The sequence below is a fragment of the Janthinobacterium sp. 75 genome, assembly GCF_004365495.1.
In the GTDB taxonomy this organism is placed as follows: Bacteria; Pseudomonadota; Gammaproteobacteria; order Burkholderiales; family Burkholderiaceae_D; genus Janthinobacterium.
The window spans coordinates 5,126,564-5,151,180 of the sequence record NZ_SORD01000001.1 but is presented as its reverse complement, the minus strand read 5'-3'; the positions used below and the strand labels follow the sequence as shown (position 1 = coordinate 5,151,180).

At 63.0% G+C, this 24,617-nt stretch carries 23 protein-coding genes; 15 read left to right on the top strand and 8 right to left on the bottom strand.

What is annotated here, in order from left to right; translation table 11 throughout:
- The first annotated feature begins 33 nt into the window (after positions 1–33).
- The 4 genes from C8C89_RS23435 (at position 34) to C8C89_RS23420 (ending at position 3,935) form a co-directional block, all read left to right on the top strand.
- A complete protein-coding gene (locus C8C89_RS23435) occupies positions 34–1,155 on the top strand; it encodes a toxin-antitoxin system YwqK family antitoxin (protein ID WP_133992825.1) in 1,122 nt (373 codons plus the stop codon).
- Positions 1,156–1,163: 8 nt separating this feature from the next.
- Positions 1,164–2,306 (top strand): toxin-antitoxin system YwqK family antitoxin, encoded by a 1,143-nt coding sequence (locus C8C89_RS23430; protein ID WP_133992823.1) that lies wholly within the window; start codon positions 1,164–1,166, stop codon positions 2,304–2,306.
- Positions 2,307–2,393: 87 nt separating this feature from the next.
- Entirely contained in the window at positions 2,394–2,888 is a 495-nt protein-coding gene (locus C8C89_RS23425) for a MarR family winged helix-turn-helix transcriptional regulator (RefSeq protein ID WP_101480332.1), read from the top strand.
- 78 nt (positions 2,889–2,966) lie between these two features.
- On the top strand, positions 2,967–3,935 hold the full coding sequence (locus C8C89_RS23420; protein ID WP_133992821.1) for a toxin-antitoxin system YwqK family antitoxin: 969 nt from the start codon (positions 2,967–2,969) through the stop codon (positions 3,933–3,935).
- On the opposite strand, the gene C8C89_RS23415 is transcribed toward C8C89_RS23420, so the two are convergent.
- Both C8C89_RS23415 and C8C89_RS23410 read right to left on the bottom strand, forming a co-directional pair.
- On the bottom strand, positions 3,932–5,254 hold the full coding sequence (locus C8C89_RS23415; RefSeq protein ID WP_133992819.1) for a chloride channel protein: 1,323 nt from the start codon (positions 5,252–5,254) through the stop codon (positions 3,932–3,934). The two genes, C8C89_RS23420 and C8C89_RS23415, sit on opposite strands and share 4 nt — an antisense overlap.
- A 77-nt stretch (positions 5,255–5,331) precedes the next feature.
- Positions 5,332–6,264 carry a LysR family transcriptional regulator gene (locus tag C8C89_RS23410; protein ID WP_133992817.1) on the bottom strand — a complete coding sequence of 311 codons (933 nt, stop codon included), beginning with the start codon at positions 6,262–6,264 and terminating at the stop codon, positions 5,332–5,334.
- Positions 6,265–6,362: 98 nt separating this feature from the next.
- On the opposite strand from C8C89_RS23410, the gene C8C89_RS23405 reads away from it, so the two are divergent.
- On the top strand, positions 6,363–7,373 hold the full coding sequence (locus C8C89_RS23405) for a zinc-binding alcohol dehydrogenase family protein (protein ID WP_133992815.1): 1,011 nt from the start codon (positions 6,363–6,365) through the stop codon (positions 7,371–7,373).
- A gap of 6 nt (positions 7,374–7,379) precedes the next feature.
- Here the strand turns inward: C8C89_RS23405 and nhaR are convergent, their stop codons facing one another.
- Entirely contained in the window at positions 7,380–8,279 is a 900-nt protein-coding gene (nhaR, locus tag C8C89_RS23400; protein WP_101480337.1) for a transcriptional activator NhaR, read from the bottom strand.
- A gap of 157 nt (positions 8,280–8,436) precedes the next feature.
- On the opposite strand from nhaR, the gene C8C89_RS23395 reads away from it, so the two are divergent.
- Together C8C89_RS23395 and C8C89_RS23390 are read left to right on the top strand one after the other, a co-directional pair.
- Complete coding sequence (locus C8C89_RS23395; protein WP_035826186.1) at positions 8,437–9,399, top strand: TerC family protein; 963 nt, start codon at positions 8,437–8,439, stop codon at positions 9,397–9,399.
- A gap of 80 nt (positions 9,400–9,479) precedes the next feature.
- Positions 9,480–9,881 (top strand): TerB family tellurite resistance protein, encoded by a 402-nt coding sequence (locus C8C89_RS23390; RefSeq protein ID WP_243858205.1) that lies wholly within the window; start codon positions 9,480–9,482, stop codon positions 9,879–9,881.
- A gap of 6 nt (positions 9,882–9,887) precedes the next feature.
- On the opposite strand, the gene C8C89_RS23385 is transcribed toward C8C89_RS23390, so the two are convergent.
- The gene (locus C8C89_RS23385; RefSeq protein ID WP_133992813.1) at positions 9,888–10,241 is read right to left on the bottom strand and encodes a YnfA family protein; all 354 of its coding nucleotides are present in this window, start codon (positions 10,239–10,241) and stop codon (positions 9,888–9,890) included.
- Between the two features lie 115 nt (positions 10,242–10,356).
- On the opposite strand from C8C89_RS23385, the gene C8C89_RS23380 reads away from it, so the two are divergent.
- Positions 10,357–11,625 carry a glycerate kinase gene (locus C8C89_RS23380; protein WP_133992811.1) on the top strand — a complete coding sequence of 423 codons (1,269 nt, stop codon included), beginning with the start codon at positions 10,357–10,359 and terminating at the stop codon, positions 11,623–11,625.
- Here the strand turns inward: C8C89_RS23380 and C8C89_RS23375 are convergent, their stop codons facing one another.
- Entirely contained in the window at positions 11,626–12,642 is a 1,017-nt protein-coding gene (locus C8C89_RS23375; RefSeq protein WP_133992809.1) for a zinc-binding alcohol dehydrogenase family protein, read from the bottom strand.
- 105 nt (positions 12,643–12,747) lie between these two features.
- On the opposite strand from C8C89_RS23375, the gene C8C89_RS23370 reads away from it, so the two are divergent.
- The 4 genes from C8C89_RS23370 to C8C89_RS23355 all read left to right on the top strand — a co-directional run bounded on the left by C8C89_RS23370 (position 12,748) and on the right by C8C89_RS23355 (position 17,688).
- Positions 12,748–13,653 (top strand): LysR family transcriptional regulator, encoded by a 906-nt coding sequence (locus C8C89_RS23370; protein WP_133992807.1) that lies wholly within the window; start codon positions 12,748–12,750, stop codon positions 13,651–13,653.
- A 96-nt stretch (positions 13,654–13,749) separates the two neighbouring features.
- A complete protein-coding gene (locus C8C89_RS23365; protein ID WP_133992803.1) occupies positions 13,750–15,294 on the top strand; it encodes a DUF1800 domain-containing protein in 1,545 nt (514 codons plus the stop codon).
- Between the two features lie 10 nt (positions 15,295–15,304).
- Complete coding sequence (locus C8C89_RS23360) at positions 15,305–16,495, top strand: DUF1501 domain-containing protein (RefSeq protein WP_133992801.1); 1,191 nt, start codon at positions 15,305–15,307, stop codon at positions 16,493–16,495.
- 92 nt (positions 16,496–16,587) lie between these two features.
- On the top strand, positions 16,588–17,688 hold the full coding sequence (locus C8C89_RS23355) for an AI-2E family transporter (protein WP_133992799.1): 1,101 nt from the start codon (positions 16,588–16,590) through the stop codon (positions 17,686–17,688).
- Between the two features lie 213 nt (positions 17,689–17,901).
- On the opposite strand, the gene C8C89_RS23350 is transcribed toward C8C89_RS23355, so the two are convergent.
- Positions 17,902–18,126, bottom strand: a complete 225-nt coding sequence (locus C8C89_RS23350) for a hypothetical protein (protein WP_010396348.1) — start codon at positions 18,124–18,126, stop codon at positions 17,902–17,904.
- Between the two features lie 165 nt (positions 18,127–18,291).
- On the opposite strand from C8C89_RS23350, the gene C8C89_RS23345 reads away from it, so the two are divergent.
- The 3 genes from C8C89_RS23345 to C8C89_RS23335 are packed head-to-tail and all read left to right on the top strand — an operon-like array spanning position 18,292 to position 20,770.
- Positions 18,292–19,026: a phosphatase PAP2 family protein gene (locus C8C89_RS23345; RefSeq protein WP_133992797.1), complete on the top strand. Its 735-nt coding sequence runs from the start codon at positions 18,292–18,294 to the stop codon at positions 19,024–19,026.
- Positions 19,027–19,038: 12 nt separating this feature from the next.
- A complete protein-coding gene (locus tag C8C89_RS23340) occupies positions 19,039–19,947 on the top strand; it encodes a diacylglycerol kinase family protein (RefSeq protein WP_133992795.1) in 909 nt (302 codons plus the stop codon).
- Positions 19,948–19,951: 4 nt separating this feature from the next.
- Positions 19,952–20,770 (top strand): metallophosphoesterase family protein, encoded by an 819-nt coding sequence (locus tag C8C89_RS23335; RefSeq protein ID WP_101480348.1) that lies wholly within the window; start codon positions 19,952–19,954, stop codon positions 20,768–20,770.
- Positions 20,771–20,898: 128 nt separating this feature from the next.
- Here C8C89_RS23335 and cls read toward each other — a convergent pair whose 3' ends face one another.
- Complete coding sequence (gene cls, locus C8C89_RS23330; RefSeq protein ID WP_101480349.1) at positions 20,899–22,290, bottom strand: cardiolipin synthase; 1,392 nt, start codon at positions 22,288–22,290, stop codon at positions 20,899–20,901.
- A complete protein-coding gene (locus C8C89_RS23325) occupies positions 22,287–24,398 on the bottom strand; it encodes a site-specific recombinase (RefSeq protein WP_101484431.1) in 2,112 nt (703 codons plus the stop codon). The genes cls and C8C89_RS23325 overlap by 4 nt, the downstream gene beginning before the upstream one ends.
- Between the last annotated feature and the right edge of the window lie 219 nt (positions 24,399–24,617).

Genomic DNA, 24,617 nt, shown 5'->3' with positions numbered 1-24,617 from the left:
TGCAGCCGCACAATAACATTGCAACGGAACTCAATGCACATACAACAGACGATGCGCTGGCTGCTGGCTGCCGCGCTGGGCATGGGCGCAGCCCTGCCGCTGGCAGCGCAGGAACAGTCGGCGGCGCCAACGCCAACCTTACAGGAGGAAGACCACACCATGTATTTGGATATAAATTTTATGCCCAGCAACCAGCGCCGTGCCGTATATGCGCTGCGCACGCCGCCCGTGCGCGACGAGGCGCTGGGCGCTTGGCATGTGCGGCTCGAATTTCCCGACACACCGGGTGCGCTGGCCTTTGAAACCTACACCACCGACCTGGACTTGAGTCAGGTCAGGTTCGTGCGCTTTCGCAAGCATTACTACGAGAATGGCCAGCTGCTGCGCGAAACCTATTTCAATGCCCAGGGCGAGGAGCTGCTGGGCGGCTGCGTGTACTTCGAGAATGGCCAGGTCCAGCAGCGGGTGACCGCGTTGCCGAACGGGCGCGACAGCATCTCGGAAACGTATCACGAGAATGGCCAGCTGGCGTACAAGACGCTGTATCACGATGACGAGATGGCCGATGGCGAGCAAGTGTCGTATGCCGCGAACGGGGCCGTCAGCCACCGCTCGTATCAACGCAATGGCAAGATGGATGGCGTGCAGGAATCGTTTTATGACGATGGCAAGCTGTTCCAACGGGGACAGTTTGTGAATGGCAAGCGCGAGGGCGAGTTTGTCACCTATGCCAAGGACGGCAGCCTGCTGGCCAGGACCGTCTGGGTGCACGACCAGCCCGACGGCTGGTCGTTTGAAAGCCATGGCAATGGCGTCGTGTCGAGTAAAACGCTGTACCGGAAAGGTGCCGTGCTCAGCTTGCAAACGTGGGAGCCGAGTGGCCGGCCCAATTTTGCGTGGCAAAAAGACGCACATGGGCGCGACCACGGCGACACGACGGACTGGCATGCCAACGGCTTGCGCGCCAGCGTGACACCGTTTGTCAAAGGCCAGCGCCACGGCTTGCTGCAGACCTGGTACAGCGATGGCAGCCTGCGGCAGATCGTGCCGTACGAACACGGCAAGAAGCACGGCATCGAGCGCCAGTGGGACAAGGCCGGCAAGCTGGTGCTGGAACAGGCGTGGCAGGATGGCCAGCCGGTGGCGGCGAAGTAGGGGATCACATGCCTTATCGACAGACCATGCGGACCGTGCGCCTGGCGCTGCTGGGGGCGCTCATGACGGCCCTGCCGCTGGCGGCGCAGGAGCAGACACAGGAGCAACAGCAGGCTGCGGCACAGTGGCAGCAGCAAGCGCAGGACAAGAGCATCTACCTGGACGAAGACTATGCGGCGAGCGACGTGCGCCACGCCGCGTATGCGCTGCGCACGGCGCCCGTGCGCGACGAGGCGCTGGGCGCCTGGCACGTGCTGCTGGAGTTTCCCGACGCGCCGGGCACGGTGGCGCTGGAAACCTACGCCACGGACCTTGATTTGCGCCAGGCCACGTTCGTCCACCTGCGCAAGTGGTATTACCCGAATGGACAGCTGGCCCGCGATGAGAGGCTGGACGCCAAGGGCAATGTGCTGACCGGTGGCGCGTCATTCTATGCCAACGGGCAGGTCAAGCAGCGCGTGACCCTGCTGCCGAACGGGCGCGACAGCACCTCCGAGAATTACCATGAAAATGGCCAGCTGATGAACCGCATCAGCTACCACGGCAAGCAGATGGCCGATGGCGAGTACGTGTCATACGGGCCGAATGGCAAGATGAGCAGCCACGCCTTCCTGAAAGGCGGCAAGATGCATGGCGTGCAGGAAGTGTTTTACGCCGATGGCAAACTGTTCCAGCGTAGTCATTTTATTAATGACAAGCAGGATGGCGAGTTCCTCACCCTGGCCGAGGATGGCAAGGTGCTCGCCCGCAAGGTCTGGGTGGATGGCGAAGCCGATGGCTGGTCATTTGAAAGCCATGACAATGGCCAGCTGGCGCAAAAGGCAATGTACCGCAAGGGCAAGCTGCTCAGCATGCAGAAGTGGGGCAGCAATGGCAAGCCGTCGATCGCCTGGCAGCAGGACGCGCAGGGGCGCGAGCAGGGCGATGTCACGCAATGGCATGACAATGGCGTGCGCGCCAAGGTCATCCCCATGCGCGATGGCCAGCGCCATGGCTTGCTGCAAGTCTGGGCCAGCGACGGCAGCCTGCTGCAGCTCGTGCCGTATGAGCATGGCAAGAAGCAGGGCATCGAGCGCCGCTGGGACAAGCTGGGAAAACAGGTATGGGAGAAGGCTTGGCAGGCCGGAGCGCCAGTGCCTGCCGGGCTATAGGCAGTAGAGGGCCGCCCGCCTTTGCAGGTATCATGTACGGATTCCGGCCCGCCAGCAGGCGTGAAGCCGGCAGGATAACTGGAGGCAATGGTGGTGGAAGCGGAAGGTTCGGCGATGGCCAAGGCGCAAGGCATGGCCTTGCAAAACATGCGCGTCGTCATGCGCGCGGCGCAGCGGCACTCGGCACAGATCGAGAAACAATGTGGCGTGTCGGGCGCGCAATTGTGGGTGATGCAGGAATTGCTGGAGCAGCCAGGCTTGCGCATGGGCGAGCTGGCCAGCAAGATATCCATCCACCAGACGACGGCCAGCAACCTGGTCGATGCGCTGGTGAAAAAAGCCTATGTGCGCAAGGCGCGCGACCAACCCGACCAGCGCGTGGTCACGTTGACCTTGACGGCGGAGGGCCAGGCCGTGATCGCCGGCGCGCCGCAGCCGGCCCGCGGCTTGCTGCCCAGCGCGCTGGCCCAGCTGGACCCCGACAGCCTGGCGCACCTGAACCAGGGCTTGAACGCCTTGCTGGCCGTGGTCGCCCCCGATGACAGGCAGGCGGGCATGCAGCCGTTTCCTTTCACCATGTAATCCAGGGGCAAGCGTGTGGCGGGACTGCCCCGCTTGCCATTATCATCGGCGCTGTCGCACCGTTGATGAGAGTTCGCATTGAAGATAGTCATACCCGTTTTGCTGGCCACCGTCCTGGCCAGTTCTCCCATCATTTCCATGGCCAATGAGTCGGCCATCCTGGCCTTGCCTTCCGGGCAATCGCCGGCCACCCTGCATTTCGACGCGGATTACCAGCCCGCCGTACCCGCTGCGGCCGTGTACGAGCAGCGTGCGCCGCTGCGCCATGATGCGGCCCGCCAGGCCTGGCATTGGCAGCTGCATTTCGCGCAGCCGCCAGGCAAGCTGCACATGGATGCCTGGCTGCTGGACGCCGACGTGGCGTCGCCCCGCTACGCCTACCAGCGCAGCGTGTATTTCGCCGATGGCCAGCTGGCCCTGCTGGAAGAGCGCAACGGGGAGGGCGATTTCGACGGCGTGAGCGTCGAGTACCATGCGAACGGCGTGGTGAAGAGCCGCAAGGCTTACCGCGACGGCGAGTTCGAGGGCTTGCACAGCCATTATCATGCGAATGGCCAGCTGAGCCGTGAATTGCGGTACCAGGCGGGCCAGCCCGCCGATGGCGAATACTTGAGCTTTGATGCCCATGGCCAGGTGAGCAACCGCGCGCATTTTGCCGATGGCGTGCTGTCGGGCGAGGCGCAAGCGTTTCATCCGAATGGCAGGCTGGCTGAGCGGGGGCCGTATCTGGAAGGCCAGCGCAACGGCCTGCACCAGACGTGGTGGCCGGATGGCCGTGAAAAGTCGCGCCTCAATTTCCTGCATGGCAAGCCGCAGGGCTGGTCGCTGCTATATTTCGCGAATGGCCAGCTGGACCAGAAAATCCTGTTCGAGGATGGCGTCATGTTGAGCACGCAAAGCTGGCGCGAGGATGGCACGCCACTGCACGCCGTCGAGTATGTCGACGGTCGCAAGCACGGCCTGGAGCGCAGCTGGGGCGAGGGCGGCACGCGCACCCTCTGCGCCTGGCAGCAGGGCCGTTTGCTGCGCCCCTGCAGCCATTTTTAGTTGGGTGGCGCCGGCAGCCGTTGCAGCTGCAACTGCGCCAGCGCCCCGTACAGCGGTTCGCTGAGCACGCGCGACACGGTGCTGGCCACCACGGCGCAGGCCATCAGGCTCAGTACCATGCCGTGGCCGTCGACCATTTCCATGACAATGATGAAAGCTGTCAGCGGCGCTTGCGTGGCGGCGGCCAGGAAACCCACCATGCCCAGCGCGATCAGGGCAGGCGCGTGCGGGTAGTGCAGCAGCACGGCGATATCGTGGCCGATGCCTGCGCCGATGGCCAGAGAGGGCGCGAAGATGCCTGCCGGCACGCCCGACCAGACGGTCAGCCAGGTGGCCACATATTTGAAGGCAACAAAGGCGGGCGAGGCGTCGCTGGCGCCATCGAGCATGGCGCGCGTGGCCACGGTGCCGCTGCCGAAGGTGGCGCCATGGCTGGCGATGCCGATGGCTGCCACCAGCAGACCGCAGATGGCGGCGAACAGCACGGGCCGGCCTTTTCTCCACGCGGACAATCGTCCCAGCGGATTGCCCCGGGCGGAGGCCAGCAGCAGCCGCGCAAACAGGCCGCCGGCCACGCCCGCCACCAGGGTCACCAGCAAGCCGGGCAAGGCCAGCGCCAGGCCGATAGGGCCGGGGTGGATGATGCCGAAGTGGGTAGCGTTGCCGTGGATCGACACAGCCATCATGCCGGCCAGCACGATGCCTGCCACGATCAGGCCGCTGTTGCGCTGCTCGGGCGAGCGCGACAGCTCCTCGATGGCAAACATGACGCCTGCCAGCGGCGTATTGAAGGCGGCCGCGATGCCGGCCGCGCCGCCCGCGACCAGCAGTGAATGGGCGCTCACCTGCGAGTGACGGGGCAGCCAGCGGCGCGCGGCCAGCATCACGCCGGCGGCGATCTGCACGGACGGCCCTTCGCGCCCCAGTGACAATCCCCCCAGCAAGCCACCCGCCGTCAGGACGATCTTCGCGGCGCTGAGCTTCAGGGAGACGAACAGCGAACGCTGCTCGGGCGCCACGGCCGGGTCCAGGGTGGCCATCACTTGCGGGATGCCGGAACCGGCCGCGCCCATGGCGTAGCGGCGCGTCAGCCAGACCAGCAAGGCGGCGCAGGCTGGTGTCCACAGCAGGGCGAACCACCAGGCTTTGCCGTTAAAAAAGAGAAACAGGTCCAGTGCTTCCTCCGCCAGCCACGTAAAGCCGACGACGACGAGGCCCGCGATGGCGGCCATGCCGACGACGACGGCGCGCGACCACCACAGGCGCGGGTTGGCAAATTCATGCTTGAAGGCAGAGGGGATGTCGTGCAAGTGCTTCATTGCGGCAAGTCCAGGGTAGGGCGCGCAGGGCGTCGGGGAGACTTGCCATTATATCGATATATTTGTGCAAATGTATTTCATGCGCCTGATCCGTGGGCGGCTGGCAACAGAATGCCTGCCTCGGCCAGGAAATCGACGAGCGCCCGCACTTTTGGCGCCAGGTGCGGCCCGGACGGCCACAGCAGCCAGCAACTGTGGGCCCGATGATCGGTGATCGCGTAGTCCTTCAGCACCTCGACCAGACTGCCTTCGGCCAGCGCGCCGCGCACATGAAAGTCGGGCAGCCAGGCGATACCCAGGCCTTGCCGGGCGAAGTGCAGGCGCGCATCGACGTTGTTGCACACCATCGACACGGGCAAGTCCAGGGGCGCAGCGTCCGCCTCCTGGCGCAGCTGCCACTGTTCGATCTTGCCGCTGTGGCGGAAACGGTAGTGCAGGCAGTCATGTTGGTGCAGCTCAAGAGGATGGCTGGGCGTGCCGTGGCGCGCCAGGTAGGCGGGCGAGGCCACGAGGCAGGAGCGGAACTGGCCCAGCTTGCGGGCTGCCAGGCGCGAATCGCGGGGCGCGCCGATGCGGATGACGGCGTCGAAGCCATCGCCGACGACGTCGGCCAGCGCGTCGGAAAAGTCCAGGTCCAGGGCGATGGCGGGGTGCTGCCGGGAAAATTCGGCCAGCGCGGACAGGAACAGGCCGCCCAGTTCCGGCAAGCCCAGGCGCAGACGGCCGCGCGGCGCCAGAGTGCCCGCCAGCTCCTCCTGCGCCACCTGCATTTCCGCCAGGATGGTCTCGCTGCGCGCGAGAAAGAGCTTGCCCTCGGTCGTCAGACTCAGCTGGCGGGTGCTGCGCTGGAACAGGCGCGCGCCCAGCCGTTGCTCCAGGCGCGCCAGACTCTTGCTGACGGCCGACGGCGAAATGCCGGCCTGGCGCGCGGCGGCGACAAAGCTGCCCGCCTGTGCCAGTTGCACGAACAGGGCCACGCCGGAGAGGTTATCGGTATTCTGCTTTTGCATGATTCATGACAGTTTGGTCAGGTGTGAAACGCATTGAAGCATATTTTTCTTTGTCGCGTGGCTGCTTACCATGGGCTTTTAACTGCAGGGAGCATGCAATGAAGATGATTGGATTCAGGAAGGGCAGTAGCTTGGAGGAGAACGATGGCTTGTTCGACATGATGGGAGACTTGCCTGTGCCGGGCCCGCGCGAGGTGCTGGTGCAAGTGCGCGCCGTGGGCGTCAACCCGCTCGACACCAAGGTGCGCGCGGGGCTTGTGAACGTGCCGGAGCGTGTCGTGACCCTGGGATGGGATGCGGCCGGCATGGTGCATGCCGTCGGCAGCGAGGTCACCCTGTTCGCGCCGGGACAGGCCGTGTATTACGCGGGCTCCTTCGACCGCACGGGCGCGAACGCCGAATACCACCTGGTCGACGAGCGCATTGCCGCGCGCATGCCGGCGACCCTGGATTGTGCACAGGCGGCCAGCGTGCCATTGGCGGCACTGACGGCGTGGCAGCTGCTGTTCGAGCGCTTTGCCATCACGCCCGGCGACCGGCAGCCACGGGGCAGCCTGCTGGTGCTGGGCGGCGCGGGCGGCGTCGGTTCGCTGCTGATCCAGCTGGCGCGCCAGTTGACGGGATTGACCGTGATCGCCACCGCCTCGCGCAAGGACAGCGCGGATTGGTGCCGGGCCATGGGCGCGCATCACGTGATCGACCATGCGCTGCCCATGCCGGCACAGGTGGCGGCCTTGGACGTGGCTCCCGTGCACCATATCGCCGCCCTGTCGCATACGGCGCAGCATGTCGCGGAACTGGTGGCGCTGATCGCGCCGCACGGCAAGCTGGCCGTCATCGATGACCACGATGTTTTTGATGCGGCGCCGCTGAAGGGCAAGAGCATTTCCCTGCACTGGGAAATGGTGTTTACGCGGCCTTTGTACGCCACCGGCGATATGCAGGAACAGCAGCGCATCCTGACCCGCGTGGCGGCACTGCTGGACGAGGGCGTGCTGCGCCACACGCTGCAGCAGCGCCTGTCGCCCATGGACGCGGCCACCTTGCGGCGCGCGCATGCGCTGCAGGAGCGGGGCGGGCAGCCGGGCAAAATCGTGGTCAGCGACTGAACAGGCTTACACGAACAGTTCGTGCCGCGCGCTCTGGCTGATGGCGATGGTGGCCGGGTGGCTCAAACGCCGTTCCGTGGTGATCGCGTAGACTTGCTCGACCAGGCTGTCGACCCGGCCCAGCGCCATCACGGCGTACTGTTCGCAGACCTGGGGCGCGATGACGGTGGGCGCGAAAAACAGGCCGGCGCCGGACTGGCCGAAGGCCTTCATCATGGCGCTGTCGTCAAATTCGCCGACGATGCGCGGGTGCAGATGATTGTCGCCTAGCCACTGCAGCAAGCGCCCGTAAATGGCGAAGTCTTCACCGGGCAGCAGCAGCGGTGCGCCATCCAGGCATTGCGGGAAGCCTCCAGTCAGGGTGGCGGCCAGGGCTGGCGTGCCGAACAGGGTCATGCCGCTTTCGCCCAGCAAATGGTTAAAACCGCGCACGCTCAAATGGGCAGGCATGGGCCGGTCCGCCATGATCAGGTCGAGCCGGTGCACGGCCAGGTCCGCCAGCAGGCTGGCCAGCCGCCCTTCGCGGCAAATGATGCGCAGCGGTTCGGCCAGGCCCAGCGCGGGCGCGACCAGGCGGCAGGCAATCAGTTTCGACACGGAATCGGCGCAGCCCACGCGAAACGTCGTCGTCGCCGTGCGCGACTGGTCGCGCACGATTTCCAGCAATGCGTCACCCGTGCTGAAAATGCTTTCGGCATGGCTGAGGATGCGCCGGCCCGTATCCGTCAATTCCAGCTGGCGCCCGCTGCGGCGGAACAATTCCACGCCCAGGGTGTCGGCAAACTCGCTGAGCTGCCCGGAAATCGATTGCGGCGTCAGGTGCAGCTGTTCGGCCGCGCGGGCGATGCTGCCCGTCTTGGCCACCATCCAGAAATAGCGCAAGTGCTTGAAGTTAAGTGTGGACATACTTTTCCCTGAAATAAATACATCGATTTTTTCGATGTATTCGTCAATTATATTCGATTTGTTCGATGTTTATATTCAGACTATGATGGCTGCTCAATTCATGCAAGGAGAGTGCCATGGGCATCAGGATAGAGACAGACAGTTGCGGAGGCCACCGATGAACGGCCTGGAAAGTATTGCGACGGCACCCATGTGGGCCGGCTTCATCGCCTTTGTCCTGGTGATGCTGGCACTGGACCTGTTCGTCTTCGGCGGCAACAAGGCGCACAAGGTCAGTGTCAAGGAAGCGGCGACCTGGTCGCTGGTGTGGGTCAGCCTGGCCCTGCTGTTTAACGGCGGCCTGTGGTGGTATCTGAACGGTACGGCCGGTCCCGAGATCGCCAACCAGAAGGCGCTGGAATTTTTCTCCGGCTACCTGATCGAGAAAGCGCTGTCGGTCGATAACGTGTTCGTCTTCCTGCTGATCTTCAGCGCCTTCCAGGTGCCGATCCAGTACCAGCGCCGCGTGTTGATTTACGGCGTGCTGGGCGCGATCGTCATGCGTGCCGTGATGATCATGGCCGGGGCCTGGGTGGTAAGCGAGTTCAGCTGGGTGCTGTATCTGTTTGGCGCCTTCCTGTTGATTACCGGCATGCGCATGCTGGTGGCGGCCGATGCAGAGCCGGACGTGGCGAACAACCCCGTGCTGCGCTTTGCCCGCCGCCACTTGCGGGTAGCGGACGGCGACCATGGTGAGCGTTTCTTCGTGGCAAAGGGTGGCTTGCGCTATGTCACCCCGCTGTTCCTGGTGCTGATCCTGATCGAGGTGACGGACCTGGTGTTCGCGGTCGATTCGATCCCGGCGATCTTCGCCATCACGACGGACCCGTTCATCGTCTTCACGTCGAACCTGTTCGCCATCATGGGATTGCGGGCCCTGTACTTCCTGCTGGTGGACGTGGCTGACCGCTTCCACATGCTCAAATATGGCCTGGCGATGGTGCTGGTGTTCATCGGCGCCAAGATGCTGATCATGCCGTGGTACCACGTGCCGGTGGAAGCTTCGTTGCTGGTGGTGGCAGTGCTGATCGTATCGAGCTGCGTGGCGAGCGTATTCATCACCCGCAGCGACAAGAAATAAACAGCAGTACGGCGCGCCCCGCAAGGCGGTGGCGCGCTTGTTAACGCTTTTTAATTAAGTAACTGAGAAAGTAGAAAATCATGCGTACCTATGAAATGAACAGTCCCCAGGCAGCGGGCCGTATTTTGGCCCTGATGATGGTAGTCGACGGCAACCTGGCCAGCGCCGAGCTGCAAGCCATGCACCGCAGCAAGATTCTCGAGCATATCGACCTGGCGCCAGCCACTTTTCAGCAACTGTTGCAAGACTTGTGCGACGACATGCTGACGTCGACCGTGCATGGGGCCGTGCAGCTGGCCAATGGCGTGATCGACAGCCTGCTCGATGAAATCGATGACCCGGATCTGCGCCGCAAGCTGCTGCAAGCCATGTGGAAGATCGCCGATGCGGACGACTGGCTGGCCGATGGCGAAGCCGTGTTGCTGGCCCGCGCCAGCGCGGCATGGTCGGCGGAAACGAATTTCCGCGCGCATGGTGCCTGATGCACATCAAGCCGCCTTGTGCCCCATGGCAATGACGGCGGCGCCGGCCAGGGCCAGGCCCACGCCCGCGATGTCCGTCCAGGCGGGCGTGATGCCGTCGACCAGCCACAGCCATCCCAGGGCCGTGGCGATATAGATGGCGCCATACGTGGCATACACCCTGCCGCTGGCGGCTGGATGCAAGGTCAGCAGCCACACGAAGATCAAGAGGCTGATGGCGGCCGGCAACAGCAGCCAGGCGCTGCCTTTGTTGCTGAGCCACAGCATGGGCAGGTAGCAGCCCAGCAGTTCAGCCACGGCCGTGACGGTAAACAGCCCGAAAGTGCGGGCAAGACTGGTCCATTCGATGGCGTCGCTCATGGTATTCCTGTGATGTGCTCAAGACGCTATTCTAGCTGCCAAGCAATTTGGCACCCGCTGGCGCGGGCAGCGTCGGCCCTGCTATGATCGGGATCGGATACCCGAGGAGAACACAATGACGACGCCCCCAGTGCCGCGCGCCTTGCTGCAAGCCATGTTCCACGCCGCCATCGCGGCGGCCCAGCCATCGCACTGCATACCGCCCCATCTGCCGCCCGCGCCCAAGGGGCGTTTGATCGTCATCGGCGCCGGCAAGGCGTCGGCCGCCATGGCGCAAGCCGTGGAACGGCACTGGCCGGGGCCGCTGTCGGGACTGGTCGTCACGCGCTACGGCTATGCCGTGCCGTGTGAACGCATCGAGATCGTCGAAGCCTCGCATCCCGTTCCCGATGCTGCCGGCATGCAGGCAGCGCAGCGCATGCTTGACCTGGTCGCCAACTTGCAGCCCGACGATACCGTGCTGTGTCTGATTTCGGGCGGCGGCTCTTCCCTGCTGGCTTTGCCGCTGGATGGCATCAGCCTGGAAGACAAGCAAGCCTTGAACCGCGCGCTGCTGGCATCGGGCGCCACCATCGGCGAAATGAATTGCGTGCGCCGGCATTTGTCTGCCATCAAGGGAGGCCGGCTGGCGGCCGCCTGCCATCCGGCGCAAGTCATCACTTTGGCCATTTCCGACGTGCCCGGCGACAAGCTCGGCGATATCGCTTCCGGCCCCACCGTGGGCGACGCCACCACCTGCGAGGATGCGCTGGCCATCGTGCGCCGCTATGGCATGGACTTGCCGGACAGCATACGAGCAACGCTGGAAAGCGGGCGCGGCGAATCGGTCAAGCCTGATGACCCCCGCCTGGCGCGCACGCAGACGACCCTGATCGCCACGCCGCAGATGGCGCTCGAAGCGGCCGCTAGCGTGGCGCGCGCGGCCGGCGTCAAGGCGTATATCTTGGGCGACAGCCTGGAAGGCGAGGCGCGCGACGTGGGGAAAGTCATGGCTGGCATCGCGCTGCAAACGGCCTTGCGGGGCCAGCCGTTCCCCGCCCCGTGCGTGCTGTTGTCGGGCGGCGAAACGACGGTCACCGTGCGCGGCAAAGGCCGCGGCGGGCGCAACGTGGAATTCCTGCTGGCGCTGGGTATCGCGCTGGAAGGTCAGGAAGGCATCCACGCGCTGGCGGGCGACACGGATGGCGTCGACGGCCAGGAAGACATCGCTGGCGCGGTCCTGGCGCCCGACACCCTGCAGCGCGCCTGGGCGCTGGGCATCAAGCCCCGCGACAGCCTCGACAAGAACGATGGCCACGGCTTCTTCCAGGCGCTGGGAGATAGTGTAATCACGGGCCCGACCTTGACGAATGTCAACGATTTCCGGGCCATTTTGATTACCTGATTACTGGAAATTTTCCAGCACGATTTTCCCTTTTGCTGTGTTACTTTCCAGCAGGGCGTGCGCGCGCTTCAGATTTGCCGCGTTGATCCTGCCGAAGCGCTCGGCCAGGGTTGTCTTGATGATGCCGGCATCCACCAGCTGCGCCAGTTCTTCCAGTAATTCATGCTGCCGTACCATGTCGGCCGTCTGGAACAGCGAACGGGTAAACATCAGTTCCCAGTGCAGCGACACGCTCTTGCCCTTGAACTTGCGCACGTCGACGTGCTCGGGGTCATCGATCAGGGCGAACTTGCCTTGCGGCGCGATCAATTCGACGATCTGGTCGAAATGCTTGTCGGTCTGGTTCAGGCTGATCACATAATCGACGGGTGGCAAGCCCAGGCGCGTGATTTCCCCCGCCAGCGGCAAGCTGTGGTCGATCACGTGGTGTGCACCCAGGTCCGTGACCCAGGCGGCCGTTTCCTCGCGCGAGGCCGTGCCGATGATGGTGACACCCGTCAATTGCCGCGCCAGTTGCACCAGCACGGAGCCGACACCGCCGGCCGCGCCGATCACCAGCAGGGACTTGCCCGTCAGAATCTTGTCGCGGCTGATCTGCAGGCGGTCGAACAGCAATTCCCAGGCTGTAATGCTTGTGAGGGGCAGGGCAGCGGCCGCAGCGAAATCGAGGCTGGCCGGCATGTGACCGACGATGCGCTCGTCGACCAGCTGGAATTCGCTGTTGCTGCCGGGGCGGTTGATGGCGCCCGCGTACCAGACCTTGTCGCCCACCTGGAACAGGGTCACGTCGGGGCCGACGGCGGTGACGACGCCGGCCGCATCCCAGCCCAGCACTTCCGGCTGGCCATCTTTTGGTGCACGGTTATTGCGCACCTTGGTATCGACGGGGTTGACGGAGATGGCCTGGACTGAGACGAGCAGGTCGCGCCCCGTGGCGACGGGCGTGGGCAGCTCGATGTCGAGCAGGGCATCTTCATCCGTGATGGGCAGGCTGTGGTGGTAGGCGATGGCTTTCATGCTAATCCTTGGTCAAGAGTGGGGAGGCGATGACGTATGATGGTTGCTTTCGCGCTCAGGAAAAAGAGGGCGCGTACCGAAACACTTTCAAAGGAATGCTGAAAATTGCTGCGACTCGATGACTTGCAGGTGTTTGTGCGCACGGCCGACCGGGGCAGCCTGTCGGCGGCCGCGCGCGAGATCGGCATTTCGCCTGCGCTGGCGAGCGCCGCCGTCAAGCGCCTGGAAGGGGAGTTGGGCTTGCGCCTGCTGACCCGCACGACCCGCTCGCTGAGCCTGACGCCGGAAGGCACGCAATACCTCGAGCACGCGCGCGAAGCGCTGCGCCTGCTGCGCGCGGGCCACGATGCGCTGCTGGCAGGCAAGGACAGTTTCGGCGGAACCTTGAAAATTGCCATGCCTTCGGACCTGGGGCGCAACCTGATGCTGGGCTGGCTGGACGAATTCCAGTCGCGCCACCCGAAGCTGCACTACCAGCTCAGCGTCAGCGACCGGGTGGCCGACATGGTGCGCCAGCAAGTCGATATTGCCCTGCGTTACGGGCAGCAGGACGATTCAAGCATGATCGCCATGCCCATCGCGCCGGCCAACGACAGAGTGCTGGTGGCCTCTCCCGCGTACCTGCGCGAGTATGGCCCCCTGCTGGCGTTGGAAGACTTGTCGCAGCGCAATTGTTTGCGCTTCGCGCTGGAAGACGGCATGCACGACCGCTGGACCTTTTACCGCCTGCCCCAGCGCGAGCAAGTTACCGTCCAAGTGAGCGGCAACCGCAGCGCGGACGATGCTGAGCTGGTGCGGCGCTGGGCCGTGGCGGGCCTGGGCATCGCCTACAAATCACGGCTCGACGTTGCTGGGGATGTGGCGGCGGGCCGCCTGCACGTGCTGCTGCCCGAGGTGGCGGGCGAAGCCACGCCCTTGCAGCTGCTGTGCATGCACCGGGCCCAGGTGACGCCGCTGGTGCTGCAGCTGCGCGATTTCCTGCGCGACAAGTGTGCAGAATTATTAAAATAACATCTTTGATTACAACTCGTTGCAAATGGCAATCATGTGCGGGTCAACCTGGGCGTACCCTCAAGCATTCTGCATGAAACCGCTTGAAGGACCGCCATGACCCCGCCCCGATTATTGCCGACCACCTTGATTTCCCTGCTCTTGCTGGCCGGCTGCGCCGCAACCGGACCTGCCGTCCAGTCCGATCCTCGTGCGCAGACCAGTTCCGCGCAGGACATTGCCATGCTGGAACGGGTCAGCTGGGGCGTGAATGGGGGCAGCGTGCGCCAGGTACAGGCGCAAGGCTGGAACGCCTACCTGCAGGCGCAGTTGCATCCACGAAAAGCAGCCTTGCCGCCGGCTATCGCCGCGCAAATCGACGCCATGACCATCAGCCAGGTGCCGCTGGATCAATTGGTGCTATCCATGGAGCAAAAGCGCAAGGAGTCGGCCGGCGTGATGGACGACATGGCGAAGCAGCAGGCGCAAAAGGAGTACCAGCAGGAACTCAACCGCCTGGCGCGCGAGGCGGCCACGCGCTCCCTGCTGCTCGACGTGTATTCGACCAACCAGTTGCAACAGCAGCTGAGCTGGTTTTGGCTCAACCATTTCAGCGTGCACCAGGGCAAGCACAACTTGCGCGCCATGGTGGGCGATTATGAGGCGAACGCCATCGCGCCACATGCCCTGGGGAAATTTCGCGACTTGCTGGGCGCAACCGTCCACCATCCGGCCATGCTGCGCTACCTGGACAATGAAGCCAATGCCGTCAAGCGCATCAATGAAAACTATGCGCGCGAGCTGATGGAACTGCACACGCTGGGTGTCAACGGCGGCTACAGCCAGGCTGACGTGCAAGAGCTGGCGCGCATCCTGACGGGGGTGGGCGTCAACCTGGGACCGGATACGCCGAAAGTCAAGCCGGCGCTGCAGTCGCAATATGTGCGCCGGGGCTTGTTCGAGTTCAATCCGAACCGCCACGATTACGGCGATAAACAATTTCTCGGGCAAACGGTGAAGGGCAGGGGACTGGCCGAGCTCGATGAAGCGCTGGACCGCCTCAGCCGTAGTCCCGCCACCGCGCACTTTATCAGCGGCAAGCTGGCGCAGTATTTCGTCGGCGACAATCCGCCCGAGCCGCTGGTGGCGCGCATGGCGGCTACCTTCCAGAAAAGCGATGGCATGATCGCCGACGTGCTGCAGACCATGTTCAGCAGCCCGGAGTTCAGGCAATCGCTGGGCAAGAAATTCAAGGACCCCATGCATTATGTGGTGTCGGCCGTGCGCCTCAGCTATGACGACAAGCCCATCCTGAACGCGGGTCCCATGCTGAACTGGCTCTCGCGCATGGGCCAGCCCCTGTACGGGCGCCAGACGCCGGACGGCTACCCCTTGACGGATGCATCCTGGGCCAGCCCCGGGCAGATGACGACGCGCTTCGATATCGCCCGCACCATCGGCTCGGGCAGCGCCGGCCTGTTCAAGACGGAGGGCCCGCAGCAGCAGGAAAAGATAGCGTTTCCCCAACTGGCCAGCGCCCTGTATTACCAGTCGCTGCAGCCGGCTTTGAGTTCCGCCACGCGGCAGGCTCTGGAGCAGGCCGCCTCGCCGCAGGAGTGGAACACTTTTTTGCTCTCTTCGCCAGAAATGATGCATCGTTGAAAGGATTGCCATGAACCGCCGTGACCTGTTGAAAGCCCTGGCTGCCGCTCCCTTGTTGTCTCACGCGGGTAGCTTGCTGGCCGCGCCCGCCACGAATGCCAGACTGCTGTTCGTCTTCTTGCGCGGCGGCTATGACGCCAACAATCTGCTGGTACCGGTCGGCAGCGATTTTTACTATGCATCGCGGCCGAATATCGCCATTGCGAAACCGGGTGCGGACAACGGCGCGCTGGCCCTCAATAGCGACTGGGCCTTGCATCCGGCCTTGCGCGAGACCGTTTACCCCATGTTCAACGGCGGCGAGGCGGCCTTCATCCCGTTTGCGGGCACGACGGATTTGACGCGCAGCCATTTCGAGACGCAGGACAGCATCGAACTGGGACAGGAGATCGGCGGACGCCGCGATTTCCGCTCGGGCTTTTTGAACCGGCTGGCGCAAAGCCTCAATAGCAACCAGGGCAACCACGCCATTTCCTTTACGGACCAGCTGCCCTTGATCTTCCAGGGCGGTGTGCAGGTACCGAACATGGGGCTGCGCTCCGTGGGCAAGTCCGGGATTGATGCGCGTCAAAGTCAGGTCATCGCCGCCATGTACAAGGGCACACCCTTGCAGCAACCCGTCAGCGCGGGCTTTGCCGTGCGCGACGATGTGACGAAGGAATTGACGGGCGAGATGCAGGCGGCCAACCGCAACGCCATCAGTACCAAGGGCTTTGAACTGGAAGCGCAGCGCATCGCCCGCTTGATGAAGGACAAATACAACATCGGCTTCGTCGACGTGGGCGGCTGGGATACGCATGTGGGGCAGGGCGGTGCCACCGGCTACCTGGCGGGGCGCTTCGATGAGCTGGGGCGTGGCCTGGCCGCGTTTTCTCAGGAAATGGGCAGCGAGTGGCGCAATACCGTCGTCGTCGTGGTCAGCGAATTTGGCCGCACCTTCCGCGAAAACGGCAACCGCGGCACGGATCACGGCCACGGCAGCGTGTTCTGGGTGCTGGGTGGCGGAATCAAGGGCAAGCAGGTGGCGGGCGAACAGCTGGCGATTTCGCAGGCGAACTTGTTCCAGAACCGCGACATGCCCGTGCTCAATGAATACCGCGCCGTGCTGGGCGGCTTGCTGCGCCGCACGTTCGGTTTGACGCCGGCGCAACTCGATCATGTGTTTGCCGGCGTCAAACCGGTGGAGCTGGGCCTCGTATAAATTGCCATGCCGCCGTGTTACGCTACGCCTGCGCAACTGGCGCGTAAGCAAGCCCCGTCCCTATCCCCGGTGCGGGGCTCGAATGGAGTGGTATGAGCGATACCCAGCGCGACATCGTCAGCGCAGGCTTTTCCCTGGCCCTGATCGCCGTGACGGCCTTCGTCATGCAGCGTTTCTTTTTGCCGCTCGTGTGGGCCGGCATCCTGTGCGTGGCCACCTGGCCCCTGTACCTGCGCGTGCGCGCGGCTCTGGGCCAGCGCACCATCATCGCGGCGGCCGTGCTGACCCTGGTGTTCGCCTGCATCTTCATCATTCCCGTGCTGTTCGGTGTGGCGCAGGCTGCGCGAGAAGTGCCTGTGCTGGCCAATTTCGTCGTCAACGCGAATACCAACGGCTTGCCCATGCCGGATTGGGTGGCGCACATTCCGCTGGCGGGCAGCGCCATCGGCGACTGGTGGCTAGCCACCCTGAGCCAGCCCCATGGTCTGGGCCACTTTTTTGCGGGCAGCGCCGTGGGCGGATTTCATTCGGCGCGCGACATACTGAAAATCCTTGGCGCGGACGTGTTCCACCGCCTGGTCGACTTCGGCCTGGCCTTTTTGTGCCTGTTTTTCTTTTACAAGGATGGTGAGGCGCTGACGCGTCAGATCACGGCCGTCGGCAGCCATTTCTTGCGTCCCGAACGCTGGGGCCGCTATGCGCAAAAGATTCCCACTGCCATACGCGCGACAGTTAACGGCCTGGTGCTGGTGGGCCTGGCCGAAGGGGTGCTGATCGGTATCGCCTACGCCATCGCCGGATTGCCGTCGCCGGCCCTGTGGGCGTTTGCCACGGGCATCCTGGCCATTATCCCGTTTGGCGCGCCGCTCGCTTATCTGTGCGCCGCAGCCTTGCTGGTCTTCCAGGGCAATGTGGGCGCCGCCATCGGCGTGGCCGCGTGGGGCACCGTGGTGCTGTTCGTGGCTGATCACTTCGTGCGTCCCGGCATGATCGGCAACGCCACCCGCTTGCCCTTCCTGGCCGTGCTGTTCGGCATTCTGGGCGGCGTGGAAACCCTGGGCCTCGTGGGCCTGTTCATCGGCCCCGTCGTGATGGTGCTGTTCGTGACGCTGTGGTATGAAGCGAATATGTTTGACAAGGTGTTTCCAGTGAAAACACCTGCCAGTCCGGCCGCACCGGAACGCACACAGTAATGAGGGGTCGGCCAGCGTTGCCGCTGGCCGGTACTGGTGCGCTCCCGGCGTGGCCGGACGAGGCTTTCAAGCAAGGTGTCGAAAGCCCCGGAATACGCCGAGAAAAATCGTAGCGAGCGGCAACGAGTTGTGACTAAGAAGCGCAGCTGTACTTTAGTACAGCGAGCATCGCAGGCCGCAAATCGCGCCGCGCAGTAGATTTTTACGGCGTATTTAATGCGCCTTGGATAAGATAAGCAACCAACGGCGCATCAGCAGCACTTCAACATAGCCCGGCTCGATGCCCGTACCGCACTCGATCAAGGGATTGACGGTGTAGTAGCGCTTGCGGAAGTCGCGGCAAACGAGGATTTCGCGCTTGCCCATGCGGACGAGGAAAGAGCTTGGGGCGTATTCCAGGCCGAACCGTGAGCCAAAACCGCTATTCAATGTTGCCATGACAATTCCTTTGAGGGAGATGTGTTGAACGAGTCATCAGAATAGCATAACTACTGTATGAAAACACAGCTACTGTATGAATAAACAGTATTTTTTTACTGGTGTGGTTTTTTTGATCATCACCGCGAACCGGAAAGTGAGAGCAGTTTGCAAGAGAAGAATGACATGGGCATGACCGCGGGCTGGACCACGAAACTGCGCCGCTTCGTCGAGGCGCGTTTGTCGCCCGAGGGCGAGCTGGGCCTGCATATGACGGTCGGCGTGGCCCTGATGCTGGTGGCCATCGTGGTATTCCACGAGATCGCCGAAGCGGTGATGGGCATGCAGCAAATTACGGTGATCGACTTGCAGGTGGCGCAGTGGTTTAACCAGCATGCCGTGCCGTGGATCACCAGTTGCCTACTGGTCATCACGCACCTGCATGGCGTGATCGGCGCCATTACCCTGGCCGCCTTGCTGGGCTGGTATCTGCACCGCAAGGGCGCCACCTACTGGCTGTTTACCCTGCTCATCACCATGCCGGGCGTCATGTTTTTGAACTTGCTGCTAAAGTTCATTTTTGTCCGCGCGCGGCCCAGTTTTGACGAGCCCATCTTGCCGACGGCACTGAGCACCTACAGCTTTCCCAGTGGCCATACGGCCACCTCGACGGCCCTGTACGGCTTGCTGGCCGCCTACCTGATTTGCCAGACGGCGCCGGGCGCCTGGGGCAAGCGCATCGCCATCGCGCTGGGCGCCTTCCTGATGGCGGCGCTCGTGGGTTTCAGCCGCATTTACCTGGGCGCGCATTACCTGAGCGATGTGCTGGCGGCCATGGCGGAAAGCTATGGCTGGCTGGCCATCTGCATCGCCGGCGTGTCGACCCTGCGCCGCCGCCGGCATATCCGGCAAACCAAATAAGGGGAAACGATCCTGAGCAAGATTGCAGTCATCATCAATGGGGGCGCCGGCTGCGGCTACGCGCCCGACTGGGCGCAGCAGCTCGAAGCGAAATTCGCGGTCGTGGGACTCGACGTCGCCATCACGCTGGCCGCCAGCGGCGCCGAGATGATCGCCACGGCCGAGCAGGCCCTGCGCGATGGCGCGCCCATCGTCGTGGCCGGTGGCGGCGACGGCACCATCAATGCCGTCGCTTCCGTCGTTGCCGGCAGCGGCACGCCGTTTGGTGTCTTGCCGCTGGGAACCCTGAACCATTTCGCCAAGGATTTGAACATCCCGCTCGAACTCGATGCGGCGATTGCCAATGTGGCGCAGGGCGTGCCGCACCAGGTCGACGTGGGTGACGTCAATGGCCGCATCTTCCTGAACAATTCCAGCCTGGGCCTGTATCCGGACATCGTGCGCGACCGCGAAAAGCAGCAGCGCCGGCTGGGACGGGGCAAGTGGCTGGCCTTCAGCTGGGCCCTGGTGGCCGCCTTGCGCCGCTATCCCTTCCTCAGCGTGCAATTGAAACTCAATGACGCCGTGCATGCGCGGCGCACGCCGTTTGTGTTCATCGGCAATAATGAATATCTGATGGAAGGCTTGAATATCGGCGAGCGCGAGCGGCTCGATGGCGGTCAGCTGAGCCTGTACGTGGCGCAGCGTCCGGGCCGCCTGGGCTTGCTGAAACTGGCCTTGCATGCACTGTTCGGCAAACTGTCACAAGCCAAGGACTTCGATATGCTGACGGCCAATGACCTGGAAATCGCCACCAAACACCGCCGCCTTCGCGTGGCCACCGATGGCGAGGTGACCATCATGAATACGCCACTGCAATATCGTATCCGCCCGGCCGCGCTGGCGGTGCTGGTACCCGCACGTGCACCTTCCGGGGAGTAAGGCCATGCGTACTCTCGTGCATTTATCTGATTTGCATTTCGGCCGGGTCGATGCTGCCTTGCTGGCGCCCCTGCGCGCGCTGGTCGAGCGCCTGGAACCGGACGTGGTGGTGGTTTCGGGCGACCTCACGCAGCGCGCCCGCAGCAGCCAGTTCCAGCAGGCGCGGCATTTCCTCGATAGCTTGCCGGGGCCGCAGATCGTGGTGCCTGGCAACCATGACGTGCCCCTGTACAACCTCTTTTCCCGCTTTTTGACGCCGCTGGTGAAATACCGGCGCCATGTGACGGAAGATATGTCGCCCGAATATGTGGACGGGGAAATCGCCGTGTTGGGCATCAACACGGCCCGCTCCCTGACGTTCAAGGATGGCCGTATCAGCCACGAACAGATTGGTACCCTGCGTGAACGCCTGGGCAGTTTGCCGCCTGGGTTGACGCGCATCATCGTCACGCATCATCCCTTTGACTTGCCCGAGCATTTCGACAAGGATGACCTGGTCGACCGCGCGCCGCTGGCGCTGCAAATGTTTTCCGAATGCGGCGTGGACCTGTTGCTGGCCGGACACTTGCATGCCAGCCATGCGGGCGATACGTCGGCGCGCTACAAGATCGACGGCTACGCTGCCCTGATGGTGCAGGCAGGCACGGCCACGTCCACGCGGGGCAGGGGCGAGTCGAACTCGTTCAATGTCATCCGTATCGACGACAGCTGCATCCGCGTCGAGCGCTATAGCTGGAATGAAGGCAGTGCCGACTTTGAAAAGGTCAGTACGGAAGCGTTCGAGCGCCAGGGCGGGGTATGGGCCAGCTTGCGGCCCTTGTAGGTCGGATTGGCGGGGCGAAGCCACGAGTAGTCCGACGCTATTGTTGGCTTTGGTCATAGCTGTGGTGATGTCGGATTACGCTCCGCTAATCCGACCTACGCCGACCTGCCGGGGCACACTTCTGTGCCTTACAGCCAGTAATTCATGAAACGCGCCGCCCACTCCTTCATGCGGTCCGAGATGGGTCGCGTTTCCCATTTCGCTTTGGTGATTTCTTCCGAGTCGCGCAAGTCTTCCTGGAAGGCATTTTCCATTTCGCGGCCGAAGCTGTCGCCCAGTACGATCACGTTCAGCTCGCTGTTATGCAGGAAGCTGCGCATGTCGATGTTGGTCGAGCCCACGGTCGACCAGGCGCCGTCGATGACGGCCGTCTTGGCGTGCAGCACGGCCAGTTTCAAATGAAAAATGCGGATGCCGCCAGCCAGCAGCTGGTCGTATAGCGCGTGTCCCGCATGAAATACCAGGCCGCTGTCGGACACGCCGGGCAGCACCACAGTGACATCCACGCCCCGCTTGGCGGCTGCGACCAGCGCGTCGACTGTCTGCTGGTCGGGCACGAAATAGGCGGAGGTGATGTGGATGGACTTTTTTGCTTCCTGGATGGCTAAAATATACGCCTTGTAGATTTCAAAGCCGCCGTCCGGCTCGCTGGCCACCACGCGCACCAGCTTGTCGCCCACTTCGGACAGCACGGGGAAATAATTGGCGTCCGGCAAGTCGGCCTGGTCTTGCTGGGCCCAGGTGCGGATGAACAGCCACTGGAAGGCGGCCACGGCCGGGCCTTCCACTTTCACGTGCGTATCGCGCCAGCCCACGTCCTTCTTGTCGGTGGGTTTCGATTTCGAGCGGAACAGCGAGCTCTTGGCATAGGTATCGCTGATATTGATGCCGCCCGTAAATGCCATCTTGCCGTCGACGATCAGCACCTTGCGGTGATCGCGGTTGTTGATCTTCCAGTCGTCGCCCTTGAGCTTGGCGGGATTGACGGGGTTGAACGCCACCAGGTGCACGCCGGCCGCGCGCATGCGGTCAAAGAAGGCTTGCGGCACGCCCAGGGTGCCCACGCTGTCGTAGATGACGTTGACCGTCACGCCCGATTGCTGCTTTTCGATCAGCATGTCGGCAAATTTCAGGCCCAGCGGGTCCTGGTCGAAAATATACGTTTCCAGGTTGATGCTGTTCTTCGCTTCGCTGATGGCCTGGAACATGGCGGCCATGGTTTGCGGGCCGTCAAACAGCAGGGTTACCTTGTTGCCCTTGATCAAAGGCACGCCCGTGGCCGCCTCTTCCAGTGCGGCCTGGGCCTTCAAGTCCATGCCGGACTTGGCCCAGCGCTTGTTGAGCAGGGCGGCGCGGCTGTTGACGTTCAGCAAGGCGCCCTTGCCCGTGATCACATTGGGCTTGGCTACGGGTTCCAGGGTGGTATTGAGGTTCTTGACATTGGGCAGCGAGGCGCATGCAGCCAGGGTCCAGCACAGCAGTAGGGCGGTGAGACAGGGTTGCATGCGCCTGGCGGTCATTTTTGAGCCTTGGTCGTGGGTGACAGGTTTGCCGAATCATCGGCCAGTGCCAGTGGTGGCGGGTTTTTCGAGCCGAAGAAGAAGACGATGGGCGAGCGCAGGAAGCGCTTGCCCAGAATCTTCAACAATTGCATGCCGTGCTTGAAACGCACCTGGCGCGAACGCAGTGCCACCCACAGGGCCAGACCGAAACTGACCAGCAGGTTGGCCGTGCCGATGGCGAAGATGCCCGACAGCGACTTGACGGCCAGCTGCCAGCTCATGTTGTGGTCGAGTCCCACCAGCGCGGTCGCAAAGTTGGCGGCCGAGAAAGTGATGTGGCGGATATCGATCGGCAAGCCGATCAAAAAGCCCAGGGTGCCGATGGATCCCAGCAGGATACCGAAATAAAAATTACCCATCAGGCCGCCCAAGTTGTTTTCCAGGTACAAGCCCAGCCGTTGCAAGCGATCCTGGCCGATCACGCGGCCCAGGCCGCGCAATTGCGCGATGCGCTGCGCCCAGCGCGTGTACAGCGCCTGGTTGTCATAGTAGCCCGAAATCAGGCCTGCCACGAACAGGCACACGCCGGCGATCATGGCGTAAAAGATGGCGGGGCTGCCGATGGGGTCGATATCGTGCAGCAGATGCATGGCTTTTTCCGGCGACACCAGGTGGTGGCCCGTGATTGCCTTGTAGCCGAGCGCGATCAGCCAGGCCGTGGGGATAGCCGTGGCAAGGTTGCCCAGCACGGCCATGTTTTGCGTGCGGAAGACCTTGTTGATCAGTTCCGCCATGCTGTCGAGGTCGATATTTCGCCCATCCTTGCTGTGCAGGCCGGCGGCGATGCGCGAGGCCGTCATGGCCGGCTGCTTGGTAGCCACCGTAAAGTGCAGCAAGTGGATGAACATGAAGCCGATCGAGTAATTCATGCTGAACATGAACGCTTCGACCAGTGGCGCCGAGCGCAAATACGACATCAATATCTTGAACAGGGCCATGAAGCCGATGATGATGCCCGCGCCCGCCGAGGACAGGAACATGGCGCCCATTTCGCGCCGGCTTTCCGCGATGTAGTGCTCGCCCGTGCGGCTGGCGTTTTCCGTCACATTGCGTGCCAGCAAGTTGATATTGTCGGAAAACAGGTCGCTGACCTTGTACTTGTGGTTATGCGCGCGTATCAGTTCCAGCGCCAGTCCGACGGCGCCTGCGCGGCGGCGGCTGACAGGCTGCGGGTGCAGCAAGTCCTGCGTGGCGTCCACCGTGATGGCGGCGATGTCCACGTTGCTGGATGCGGGCAGCTCGCCGCTCGTGTCGACCAGGAACAGCAGCTTGCGCAGGCGGTCGATGCTTTGCGCCAGCGCCACCAATAAATACGTGAGGGGAATGCTGGTGCCCTGGTACAGGGCCTTCTTGCGGATCTTGGCGATGACGGCGTCGCACTGGTCCAGCATCACCAGCAAATGGCGCGCATCCTCGATGTGCTCGATATTGCCGTGCAGTAAATTCGTGTAGGCGTCCAGGTAGGCGTTCACTTCCGTGTTCTGCACCATGAACGGCGACTGGAACACTTCGATTTCATTGTGGAAACGCGTCAGTTCCGGTTCCAGGCCCATGGCGCAGACGCGGTAGGACAGGGTGCGGATGGCGTCCAGCATGCCCGGCAGCATGATATTGCCATCGCCGACGGCCAGTTCGATATCGTCGCTGGTGAGCACGTCGAACAGTTCCAGCCAATCCGTAGCGGGCACGTTGCTGATCCACAAATAATCGGTCTTCAGGTACAGCACCTGGTCGAGCGCGTCGTTCAGGTACTCGTCGCCCAAGGCGGGCGGCAGCATGCGGTAGGCGATGCGGCGTTTCAATTCCGTGAAAAAACCGCTGTTCGACAGCACGCCGATGTCCGTGTACAGGCTGGCGTGACGACGCGCGGCCAGCACGCGCAGCACGTATTCGTGCAGGGCGCGCGCTTGCGCGGGGTTACCTTTGAGAAGCTGGCGCAGGGTGCGCACGTTGGCGATCGCGGTAGCGCTGTCGTGGGGGCGCTTGGGACGCAGTGAGTTGAATAATTCCACCAGCAAGTCGATATTGCTGGAGTTGGGGTCAATGCGTTCGAGGATAGCTAGCATGCAGAAAAAACGGGCGAGCCGCTGTCGGTAAAACCAGTAGTGTACCGCCTGCGTCAAATCGCGCAACGTTCGCCACCGAACATTGCTTTGCGGCAGGGCCTGCTTTTAACGCCATTTTGCCGTAAGTATCCCAATCATGGTCAAACTTGCGTGTGGTCAGTGCGCGACTCTTTTCCCGGGGCTAAGCTGAAGTTTTCTGTTGTACAACGCACTGATGGC